Genomic DNA, 11908 nt, shown 5'->3' on the forward strand with positions numbered 1-11908 from the left:
GGAGCTGTGCATGGCTTATAACCCAAAACAAAAAAGGCAGGACAGCCTGAAAGCTGTCCTGCTTGATTTTTTATATCTCAGAATTAGTTCTTCTTTACGCCGATAGAAACCTTTTCGCCGTTGATGTCCCAATCCTTTTCGTTGCCGACATTTTCGCCAAGTACGATATCGTCTGCAAGAACGTCATGAGAAATAGCCTCTCTGTTCTTGTCAACAACAGCCATAACCTTTTCGCTGCCGCTTACAGAAACAGTGATGTGATCCATTACCTCAAAGCCCGAATCCTTTCTCATTGTCTGAACCTTGCTGATAACTTCTCTTACAAAGCCCTCTTCAATAAGCTCAGGAGTGAGAACAGTGCTGATAGCTACAGTTACACCGTTTTCAGAAAGGGTGTAGAAGCCCTCTTTCTGCTCAGACTCGATAAGAACATCATCCTTGTCAAGTGCTATCTCACCGCTTGAAAGCGTGAGTTTCAGGCTGCCAGTTTCGTTCAGTTCGCCCATAGCCTTGTGTCCGTCAAGCTGTGAAAGCTGAGTTCTTATCTCACCAAGCTGCTTGCCGTACTTTGGTCCAAGTGTCTTGAGCTGTGGCTTGAACTTATAATCAATATATGCAGATACATCATTTGAGAACTGAACGTCCTTGAGGTTAAGCTCGTCCCTGATGATGTCGATATAGTAGCTGTCAAGTGGGTGGTCTGCTGCAACGTACATCACGCTCAAAGGCTGACGGTTTTTAAGGCTCGCACCGTTTCTTGCAGAACGTCCCAGAACAACTATCTCCAGAACCTCTTCCATGTCAGCTTCAAGCTTTTCGTCTATCATGTTTTCGTCGCAAACAGGATAATCGCAAAGGTGGATACTCTCAGGAGCGTCCTTGTCAACGCTTCTAACAAGATTCTGATATATTTCCTCAGTGATGAAAGGCACCATAGGTGCTGCACACTTGCAGAGCGTAATGATAGCAGTGTAAAGAGTCATGTAAGCGTTTATCTTGTCCTGTGACATACCCTGAGCCCAGTATCTCTCTCTGCCTCTTCTTACATACCAGTTGGAAAGATCATCAACAAACTCCTGCATAGCCTTTGCAGCCTCAGGTATCCTGTAGTTGTTAAGGTTGTCGTCAGCAGCCTTTATCATAGAGTTCATCTTTGAAAGCAGCCACTTGTCCATAACAGAAAGCTTGTCATATTCTATCTCATGCTTTGTAGGGTCGAATTTGTCTATCTCAGCATAAAGCACATAGAACGCATATGTGTTCCAAAGCGTGCCCATGAACTTTCTCTGACCCTCTGTTACGCCCTTGTCATGGAACTTATTAGGAAGCCATGGAGCAGAGTTTGTGTAGAAATACCACCTGATAGCGTCTGCGCCGTATTTAGCCAGTGCCTCGAATGGGTCAACAGCGTTGCCCTTTGACTTTGACATCTTCTGACCGTTCTCGTCCTGAACAAGACCAAGTACGATAACGTTCTTGTATGGAGCCTTGTCAAATATAAGCGTTGAGATAGCAAGGAGTGAATAGAACCAACCTCTTGTCTGGTCAACAGCTTCTGAAATGAAGTCAGCAGGGAACTGTGACTCGAAAAGCTCCTTGTTCTCAAATGGATAGTGGTGCTGTGCAAAAGGCATCGAGCCTGAGTCGAACCAGCAGTCTATTACCTCTGATACACGGTGCATCTGTTTTCCACACTCAGGGCATTTGATAGTTACATTGTCGATGTATGGTCTGTGAAGCTCGATATCATCAGGACAGTTGTCTGACATTGACTTCAGCTCTTCGATAGAGCCGATAGAATGTCTGTGACCGCACTCGCACTCCCAAATGTTCAGCGGAGTACCCCAATATCTGTTTCTTGAAATGCCCCAATCCTGAACGTTTTTCAGCCAGTCACCGAAACGTCCCTTACCAATGCTCTCAGGAATCCAGTTGATAGTGTCATTGTTTGCGATAAGTCTGTCCTTGACATCTGTCATTTTGATGAACCAAGTATCTCTTGCATAGTAGATAAGAGGTGAGCCGCATCTCCAGCAGTGCGGATAATCATGCTCGAACTTAGGAGCGGCAAAAAGCTTGCCTGACTTGTCAAGGTCTTTGAGTACCTCAGGGTCAGCGTCCTTTACGAACATTCCGGCATATGGAGTTTCAGCAGTCATGTCGCCCTTGCCGTCAACGAACTGAACGAAAGGCAGATCATACTTCTTTCCGACCTTAGAGTCGTCCTCACCGAAAGCAGGCGCAATATGAACGATACCTGTACCGTCTGACATAGTTACATAGCTGTCACAGGTAACAAAGTGACCCTTTTTGCCCTGCTTCTTTGCACTTTCGCCTGCGCACTCATAAAGCGGCTCGTATTCAATATATTCAAGATCCTTGCCTTTGTAAGTTTCAAGCACCTTGTATGCAGGCTTGTCCTCAGTTGCAAGCTTGCCGAGAACAGTGTCAAGAAGCGCTTCGGCAAGAATATAAGTGTAGCCGTCAGCGGCTTCAACCTTGCAGTAAGTTTCATCAGGGTTTACGCAAAGGGCAACGTTTGAAGGGAGCGTCCAAGGAGTTGTCGTCCATGCAAGAAAGTATTCGTCCTTGCCAACAAGCTTGAAACGAACGATAGCAGAACGCTCTTTAACTGTCTTGTAGCCCTGAGCAACTTCGTGAGAAGAAAGCGGTGTGCCGCAGCGTGGGCAGTAAGGAACTATCTTGAAGCCCTTGTAAAGCAAGCCCTTTTCATATATCTGCTTCAAAGCCCACCATTCAGACTCTATAAAGTTGTTGTCATAGGTAACATAAGGGTGTTCCATGTCAGCCCAGAAGCCAACAGTGCCTGAGAAGTCCTCCCACATACCCTTGTATTTCCATACAGATTCTTTACACTTCTTGATAAACGGCTCAAGACCGTATTCCTCGATCTGCTCCTTGCCGTCAAGACCAAGCATTTTCTCTACTTCAAGCTCAACAGGCAGACCATGTGTGTCCCAGCCAGCCTTACGAGGTACCTGATAGCCTTTCATAGCACGGTATCTTGGTATCATATCCTTGATAGCACGAGTGAGAACGTGACCGATATGCGGCTTGCCGTTAGCCGTTGGAGGTCCGTCATAGAAAACATAGGACTCGCCCTTTTTACGGCTGTCAATACTTTTTTCAAAGATATTGTTATCGTCCCAGAACTTTTCCACTTCTTTTTCTCTCTGAACGAAGTTCAGATTGGTGTCAACCTTTTTGTACACGAAGATCAATCCTTTCTGATTTTGTAATAAACGATCAGTTACGCATAAAGATAAAATGCAATAAAAAAGGCTTCCGCCCTGAAACAGGACGAAAGCCGTAAAGCCATTCGCAAACCACCTTTTCAGCATACTGACATATGCGTTCCCTTTAACGCAGGAAAAGCGGCGAAGCTTACTTATCATACTGATTTTCAGCCTGCAACTCGGAAGTGATATTCAGCCTAAAGCTAATCATACCGCCCTCTCACTGTCGGCGGCTCGCTGAGATTTTCGCATAAAGCCTACTGTCTTCGTCAACGTTTTTTACATATGAAATCAGTATATCACCATGCTGATGTTTTGTCAATGGTTATTTTGTTAATTTTCATGTATCCGACTTTTTTATTTTTGATATAAAGTCATTGAGCCTGTGTCCACGTTGCTCCTCACGCTGTTTGTCACGATACTTTCTCAAATGCTCGCCAAGCCTTGCACCTGAGCCCATGGAAAGCATAAATCTGTATTTCTCTTTTCTCTCCTCTGAACTTTCCCTGATGTGCCGTTTGAACTCTTCGTATCTGATGACCATATCGTTCTCTTCCGCAAACGTTTTTATCTTCTCTGCCAGCTTCAGGGAATAGAATAGGTCGATAGCAAAAACACCATAGAAAAATCCAATAAAGAACGAGAACGCCAAATTATTCGCAAGCCAGTTGAGTGCGTCAAGAATGTATGGGTGTATAAAGAAATAATAGACCGCGCCCAATGCTGCCCATATGAGCGAATACAACGGACATATTATGCCTTTATAGTTGAATTTGTTTCCAGTGTAGTCCCACAGCTTGACATGCATTTTCACAATGAATATCTCGCCTGCAATAAGCTCTATCACTGTCATTGCAATAGCCATAAGCAAAAAAAGTATAAACTTCTGCAAAGCCGTGTTGTCAGTGTGTATAAATTTTTCAAGTCCTGCCAGCAGATAAAGGGTGCAAAGTCCGAAGCCGTATAAAGGCAGATAAGGACCAATAAGAAAGCCGGGGTTTATCCATTTTCTTGCTTTGTTGTTAGGCTCAAATCGTCTGAAAATAACTTCTATCCCCCAGCCTATCAGACACCCTGCAAAGAACAGGAATGCCAGAATAAGTATATTGCTCATATAAAATATCCTTTCAAGGTTTATAAAAGCATTGTACCATATTTGCCGTTATTTTTCAATACTTTCAGGTAAAAAAGTTTGACTTTAATCAAAAAACATCAGCCTGCCACCACCTGTAGGGGAGCGGCGCAATTTCTGCTTGGCAGAAATGCGACGTACTGCTTCTTTCGTTTATCATCTGTGCTATTTTCCACTTCATTCCTCGCAAATAAAAAAGGCAGGAAACCGAAGCCTCCTGCCTTATATGATTTGAATAAGATGCTATTACATATAGCTCTTGAATTCGTTGTTTTCTTTTCTGATGCCTTCGATCTCAGCGTTTACCTGACTGATCTGAATATCAACCTGCTCCTTCTCAGCGTTGAGTGCCTTAGCCTTTTCCTGAAGCTTAACGATCTCCTCGTAGATATCGCTTGCCTGCTTACCAAGATCCAAAGACTTTGCCTCAGTTTCAGCAATGCTTGCCTTAAGCTCGTCGATCTTCTTGTTGTTCAGCTCGATCTGCTCCTGCGCAAACATACGCATTTTTTCCATTGGACTCATACCCATATTCTCGCCCTCCTCATTATTATTTGTATTTTCAGCTTCCGCAGCTTTCTTTTCAGCTATCTCGTCTTCTATAGACGGCATAGTAGACTCAGGGGCAGGTGAAACCACCATTGTGTCATCAAGGCTTATAGGCTCGATTGACGGCATCTCAACCTCGTCCATTGTAGGAACTTCCTCAGCCACAGCAGCTTCAGCCTTTGCATTTTCCTCTGCCTTAGCTTTTTCCTCAGCCTCTTTGAGAGCCTCAGGAGTAACAAGGTGAACGCTATTGTCCTCAGGAGGAACAGGAGCGGAAGCAGGTTCAGCCTTTGCAGGTGTTTCGATACCTGTTGCATACATATTGCTCTTTCTCTTTGCAATGCCGCTTGCAAGGCTTGCCGCCAGCGGATCAGTTATGTTCTGAGCAGGCTCTTCCTTAGGCTCAGACGCAGGCTCGACCTTTGGACCCTTGTATGTATTCATTCTTTTGAAATGCTCGTCCATGCAGCCCTGAACAGCCTTGATATCCTCAGGATCTTTATTAAAGAATCCTGCGATATCATTTACGCTTCTGCCTTTCTGAAGCATTGAGGCGATAGCCGCAACACTGTGATCAACAAATCCGTCATCGTCCATAGCCAGATTTACAGTTATCTTTGCAGGCTCAACATTCTCCTGCTTTTTGTTCTTCTTTCCGAAAAGTTCGCTTACAGACATATTGAAAACGCTCTTCTTTCCGTTGCCGTTTTCATCAGCACCCTCTCTTACAGGCTGTTCAAAGCTTGCATAGTCAGGGAAGTGCTTTTCAAGTATTCTCGGAACATTATCCTTAGGCATCTCCATTTCTTTTGCTATCTCAGGAATGGAGTAGCCCTCCTTATACAAACGAACGATCTTGTCGCTTATGCTTTCATTCTTCTTTGCCAAAGCAATCAATCCTTTCAATCAATTTCCCAATACCGTGACTATTTGTAAATAAATACATTTCCGCAATAAACGTTTAAGTAATTATGAACTGCCACGGCGGCACTATATATATTATACAACACAAAGCAGGTTGTGTCAATATAAAATATGCAATTTTTCTTTAAAAAGAGCGGAAAAAATGAATATGGTTAAATGACTTATTATTTACATATAAATTAACAAATCACGTTCCGCGAGAGCAGTTTTCAGGCAGTATAAACTCCCGACCATTTAGATCTATCAGCCCCTCACGGTGCATTTTTCCAAGCTCTGTTGACAGCGCACTGCGGTCAACGCAGAGAAAATCTGCAAGCTGTTGACGGTCGAAATTCGTCGTGACAATGTGCGATCCGCTTTTCTTTGCAAGCGAAGAAAGATAAACCATAACACGCTCTCTTATAGTCCTTGGTGTTATCACTTGTATCTTTTCGTTGAGCCTGAGATTTTTCATAGCCGTTATCTTTAGAAGCCTAGCCGTCAGCGTCGAACTTTCCTTTATAATAGACTCAGGGGATAAAAACAGCACTGTGCATTGCTCCTTTGCACATACGCTCACCCCAAGCGGTTCACCTGTGCAGGCATAGACCTCTCCGAAAAGCTGTCCTGCCTCTAAAGAAGCTATTATGCTCCTGCCACCCCAAAGCTCGTTACGTTCGATAAGTGCCTTGCCCTCCAGAAGTATGCCGAAATAAGCGGTCTTGTCTCCTGCGTGAAAAATATAGCTTTCCTTGCGAAAGCTTTTTATGCCACTGCCGTCAGGTCTGAGAAACTGAGCTATCTCCTCGTCGCTCATGCCCTGGAAAAGGGGAGTATCTTTTATTATTTTGATGTATTTATTATCCATTTTATCTTCCTCATTTTTACGAAATAATTTTATGCTTTTGTTGTAATTACAACAGACTTTGCGATAAGATTATATTATAATCATAGCATAAAGTCAAGAGCTTTATGCCGAAACGAAAGATATCAATAAAAATACGGAGGTAACCATATGATAAGACGAGTAATACAAATAGACGAAGAAAAGTGCAACGGCTGTGGTGCTTGTGCAAAAGCCTGCCACGAAGGTGCAATAGGCATGGTGAACGGCAAAGCAAAGCTTATGCGTGACGATTATTGTGATGGTCTTGGAGATTGTCTTCCAGCCTGCCCAACGAATGCCATATCCTTTGTTGAGCGAGAAGCCGCCGCCTATGACGAAAAGGCAGTGGAAGAAAACAAAAAGCGTCTTGGCAAACCTGTTTTCCATGGCTGTCCAGGCTCAATGATGAAAACCTTTGCCAAAAAGCCAGCCCCGGTAGATACCCCGTCAGCAAAAACTCCGTCACAGCTTATGCAGTGGCCTGTGCAAATAAAGCTTGTACCTGTGAACGCACCATACTTTGACGGTGCAGACCTGCTTGTCGCTGCGGATTGCACAGCCTATGCCTGCGGAAGCTTCCATTCCGATTTCATGACAGGCAAAATAACCGTCATAGGCTGTCCGAAGCTTGATGCCACAGACTATTCCGAAAAGCTTGGCGAGATAGTGAAAAGAAACAATATCCGCAGCATAACAGTAGCCCGAATGGAAGTTCCATGCTGTGGCGGAATAGAACACGCAGTAAGAAAAGCAGTCACTGACAGCGGCAAAAATATCCCCGTGGCAGTAAGAATAATCACCACAGACGGCAATGTGATATAACACAAAAGGCAGGACGTTTCGCACGTCCTGCCTTTTTCATATCTGTATTAATTAGCGATTTAAGATAACCGCAAAACATTATTGTAGGGGCGAACACTGTTCGCCCGTGTTTTTGTTTACACGACAAATCCTACTTATTTTGCAAACGCTGTAGGGGCAACCTCTGGCCGCCCGCATTTTTTTGTCTGATTTATCTGACTGAGCGAAATTTATTCACCCTTAGCCATGACCTCAGCCAGCTCGCTCAAAGCCTTTTCCGAAGCTTCATTAAGCGTAGAGCGGATAGTCACAACAGGCTCAGCAATGGTAACATTCTTGAAGTTTTCCACATATCCCTTCATGACCCTTGCCGCAGTAGGCGCCCATGAGCCGTTCTCTACAAGACCTATCTTTCTGTTCTGATAGTTCTTTGACTTAAGGTGCATAAGGAAATCCTCCATAACAGGGAATACACCGCCGTCATAACTGCTTGCCATAAGTATTATTCTGTCATATCTGAAAGCGTCCTCGATATTTTCTGCCATGTCGCTTCTTGAAAGGTCGCTGATAACTACCTTCTCAGCACCCTTTTCTTTCAGCATCTCACCAAGCTTTTCAGCCGCCTTTGCAGTGTTACCGTGTATTGAAGCATACGCTACGAATACGCCCTTGCTCTCAGGCTGATAGCTTGACCATGTGTTGTAAAGTCCAAGATAGTAACCAAGATCTTCTTTGAGTATAGGGCCATGTAAAGGCAGTATCATCTTTATGTCAAGGGCAGCCGCCTTTTTAAGAAGCGCCTGTACCTGTGCACCGTATTTGCCCACAATGTTGAAATAGTATCTTCTAGCCTCGCAAGCCCAGTCCTCCTCAACATCAAGTGCGCCGAACTTTCCAAATCCGTCAGCAGAGAACAACAGCTTTTCGCTCTGCTCGTATGTCACCATTACCTCAGGCCAGTGTACCATAGGCGCCATTACGAACTGAAGCGTGTGGCTTCCAAGAGAAAGCGTGTCCCCCTCTTTTACCACAACAGACCTATCGTCAAGTCCATCAATGGTGAAAAACTGCTTCATCATAGGGAAAGTCTTTGCGTTTCCCACTATCTTCATTTCAGGATATTTCTCCGCAAGTTTTTTGATGTTTCCTGCATGGTCAGGCTCCATGTGCTGAACAACAAGATAATCAGGCTTTCTGCCGCCCAAAGCCTTTTCAAGATTGTCAAACCAAACGTCCGTTACCCTAGGGTCAGCAGTGTCCATTACCGCTATCTTCTCGTCAATGATAACATAAGAGTTGTACGAAACGCCGTTCGGCACAACATATTGGCTCTCAAAAAGGTCAATGTCATGATCGTCTGCACCAATATAAATAACTGAGTCTGAAATTTTTGTGTCTGCCATTTTTATTACCTCCGTTGTACTTTTTTCTAAATATACTATTTTAATATACTTTGATTTTATCACAAGCTCAGCATTTTGTCAATAACTGAAACAATGTTTATGAGAATTTTACCTCCTCAAAGAAAAGGTCTTTCCCCATGACTTCTTTCACAGGCATTTCCTCCTGATTGTAAGCAAGCAGAAGTTTCATATAAGCCGCCACCGCTTAGGTGGTGTATATTGGTATGCTGCCTGCCTTTATTATCTCCTCCACCGTCGAGTAGATAGGCACTTTTCTTTTCAGACCGCAAATATACACCATAATGTTCTTTGTTATGCACCCCTTGATAAATTCCGTCAGTGCATAGCTTTTCCCTTCTGAAACGTCAGTGCAAGCCGTCGCACTGTGATAAGGTGAGTAAAGCACCGCCGCCGTGTCCTCGTTTGGCACAAAGCACCCAAAGTCCATTGCAGGATAACCCTCTATAAAAAGAACACGCTTCCCAAATTTGACATCATTATGGAAAATCCGTTCCCTAGGGCGTGACAGCATATTCTCGCTCACTCCGCTGAAAACCGAAAAATCATTGAAGCCGTCATAACCATATACCCCAAACCTGTCCCGACAGGTGTCTGCAGGTATCACTCTAGTAGGAAGCATGACCCTCTCGTACAGCGTGAAAATGCCCTTGTATTTACCCTCTTTTATAAGCCCCACCGCCGAGGTGAAGTTGAAAAGCCCGTTCGACCCTTTCTCGCCAATGGGCTTGTTGCTTGCGATAATAAAAAGGGGTATATCAAAATGCCTGAAATACATTCCAAGCATAGCCGAAGTGTAAGCAAGGGTGTCGCTTCCGTGGGTGAGGATAACTCCCGAGTATAAAGCCGTGTCAATGCTGTTTATCTCGTGTATCATTTTCTCCCACCCCGAAAACCCCATGTTTTCGCTGAGTATATTAAGTACCTGTCGACATTCAAATTCCACATCATCGCCGTATGCACTCTTGTAAGCTTCCACAACAGCGTATTTTCCCTCACGCTCAACATCTATTATGCCGTCATTTGTGGCACTTCCGATAGTGCCCCCGGTGAAAAGCACAAGTATCTTCTTCATATTTTTATCCCTGCCTTTACCAAAAATCAACCCTTGATATTTGTTATAAATATAATATCATTTCACGATTGATTTGTCAATAGTTGTATAAAATGCACAAAAGTGTGGATTATATTAATGAAAAATGAGTATTGAGAAATATGCCAAAGTTTGATATAATAGTAATGTTGTATTTTGTACAGTTTAACTATAGTTTCGCAGATAACCAATAAAATATGAATGAGTTGAAGAAATTGGTGTACAAATAACGCAACGCTACCCTGTAGGGGCGAACAGCTTTCGCCCGCTTTTTTCTCAGCAAATCATATTTCATCTGCGAACAACATTTTCTATTAGTATCAGAAAGGAAGATAATATTATGTGGGCATACGAAAGTGTATTTTATCAGATCTATCCTCTTGGATTCTGCGGTGCGCCATTTGAGAATGACGGCAAAGAGGAAAGCAGGATATTAAAGGTAATAGATTGGATACCTCATATCAAAAAGCTTGGTGCCAACGCTATCTATTTTTCACCGGTGTTCGATTCCGACACTCACGGCTATAATACCAGAGATTACCGCAAGATAGATTGTCGCCTTGGCACAAATGAGGACTTTGCAAAGGTCTGCAAAGAGCTTCACGAAAACGGCATAAAGGTAGTTTTGGACGGCGTTTTCAATCACGTCGGCAGAGGCTTCTGGGCTTTTCAGGACGTTCTGAAAAACCGTGAGAACTCACCATATAAAGATTGGTTCCATATCAATTTCGGCGGCAACAGCAACTATAACGATGGACTTTGGTATGAGGGCTGGGAGGGTCACTTTGACCTTGTTAAGCTAAACCTTAATAATCCACAGGTAGTGGATCATATCTTGGAATGCATAACAAATTGGGTCAAGGAGTTTGATATAGACGGACTTCGCCTTGACGTTGCATATTGCCTTGATAAGAACTTCTTGAAGCGCCTCAGACAGCATTGCGATTGGCTCAAGCAGGATTTCGTCCTTATTGGCGAGCTTCTACATGGTGATTACGCTCAGTGGGTAAATCCTGAAATGCTCCATTCCTGCACGAACTACGAGTGCTATAAGGGGCTTTATTCAAGCTTCAACTGCATGAATATGTTTGAGATATGCCATTCTCTGAAAAATCAGTTCGGACCTGAGAACTGGTGCAGATACAGAGGAATGCACCTGCTGTGTTTTGTTGATAACCATGATGTATCAAGAATAGCAAGCCAGCTCACAAATGAGCGTCATTTGCCACTTATCTATGGAATGCTCTTTGGTATGCCTGGTATCCCATGTGTATATTACGGCTCAGAGTGGGGAACAAAGGCAAACAAGAGCGAGGGCGACCCTGCGCTCCGTGTAAGCTTTGAAAAGCCTGAGTGGAACGACCTTACAGAGCTTATCTCAAAAATGGCAGAGGCACACAAAAACAGCAAGGCTCTCTGCTATGGCTCTATCAAAATACCTGTTCTTACCAATAAGCAGTGTATAATCGAGCGTGAGTTCGAGGGTGAGCGTGTCCTTGTTGCAATAAACGCTGACGATCAGCCTTTCACAGCTCACTTTGACGCAGGCTGCGGTCAGGCAGAGGAGCTTCTCACAGGCACTATCCATGATTTTGGTGGTGGCAGCGAGCTTAAGCCATACTCTGTAGAGTTCTGGAAAATGGAAAGATAGACCTATATGAATATAGAAAAAGGACAGCATTTTTCCAAAGTGCTGTCCTTTTTTGTGTAGCAATAAAAAATGTCGGGGCGAACATCATTCGCTCGTTTGGTTTACCTCAATTGTGTAGCGTACCAGTCATGTATCGTAGTGGCGACTGATATATGGCGAAATTACACAAGTTCTTTGCAATCTTACAAATGGTAACGTTCCGAAATCGGGACGTC

8 protein-coding genes are annotated in these 11908 nt (G+C 43.8%); 2 read left to right on the forward strand and 6 right to left on the reverse strand.

Going from position 1 to position 11908, the window contains the following annotated elements; translation table 11 throughout:
• Window positions 1-83: 83 nt before the first annotated feature.
• The 4 genes from ileS to QVO88_RS00960 form a co-directional block, all read right to left on the reverse strand.
• Window positions 84-3233 (reverse strand): isoleucine--tRNA ligase, encoded by a 3150-nt coding sequence (gene ileS / locus QVO88_RS00945; protein WP_022286659.1) that lies wholly within the window; start codon window positions 3231-3233, stop codon window positions 84-86.
• A 364-nt stretch (window positions 3234-3597) separates the two neighbouring features.
• Complete coding sequence (locus QVO88_RS00950; RefSeq protein WP_022286660.1) at window positions 3598-4371, reverse strand: hypothetical protein; 774 nt, start codon at window positions 4369-4371, stop codon at window positions 3598-3600.
• Window positions 4372-4635: 264 nt separating this feature from the next.
• Window positions 4636-5826 carry a hypothetical protein gene (locus tag QVO88_RS00955; protein WP_022286661.1) on the reverse strand — a complete coding sequence of 397 codons (1191 nt, stop codon included), beginning with the start codon at window positions 5824-5826 and terminating at the stop codon, window positions 4636-4638.
• Between the two features lie 223 nt (window positions 5827-6049).
• Entirely contained in the window at window positions 6050-6709 is a 660-nt protein-coding gene (locus QVO88_RS00960; RefSeq protein ID WP_022286662.1) for a Crp/Fnr family transcriptional regulator, read from the reverse strand.
• 147 nt (window positions 6710-6856) lie between these two features.
• On the opposite strand from QVO88_RS00960, the gene QVO88_RS00965 reads away from it, so the two are divergent.
• Window positions 6857-7549, forward strand: a complete 693-nt coding sequence (locus tag QVO88_RS00965) for an ATP-binding protein (RefSeq protein WP_022286663.1) — start codon at window positions 6857-6859, stop codon at window positions 7547-7549.
• A 209-nt stretch (window positions 7550-7758) separates the two neighbouring features.
• Here QVO88_RS00965 and QVO88_RS00970 read toward each other — a convergent pair whose 3' ends face one another.
• Together QVO88_RS00970 and QVO88_RS00975 are read right to left on the reverse strand one after the other, a co-directional pair.
• Window positions 7759-8931 carry an FprA family A-type flavoprotein gene (locus QVO88_RS00970; protein WP_022286664.1) on the reverse strand — a complete coding sequence of 391 codons (1173 nt, stop codon included), beginning with the start codon at window positions 8929-8931 and terminating at the stop codon, window positions 7759-7761.
• 205 nt (window positions 8932-9136) lie between these two features.
• The gene (locus QVO88_RS00975; RefSeq protein WP_022286666.1) at window positions 9137-10024 is read right to left on the reverse strand and encodes an asparaginase domain-containing protein; all 888 of its coding nucleotides are present in this window, start codon (window positions 10022-10024) and stop codon (window positions 9137-9139) included.
• 358 nt (window positions 10025-10382) lie between these two features.
• Here QVO88_RS00975 and QVO88_RS00980 point away from each other — a divergent pair, with 358 nt between their 5' ends.
• Window positions 10383-11693 carry an alpha-amylase family glycosyl hydrolase gene (locus QVO88_RS00980; protein WP_022286667.1) on the forward strand — a complete coding sequence of 437 codons (1311 nt, stop codon included), beginning with the start codon at window positions 10383-10385 and terminating at the stop codon, window positions 11691-11693.
• Window positions 11694-11908: the final 215 nt, after the last annotated feature.

This window comes from Ruminococcus sp. CAG:57 (genome assembly GCF_000435935.1).
In the GTDB taxonomy this organism is placed as follows: Bacteria; Bacillota; Clostridia; order Oscillospirales; family Ruminococcaceae; genus Hominimerdicola; species Hominimerdicola aceti.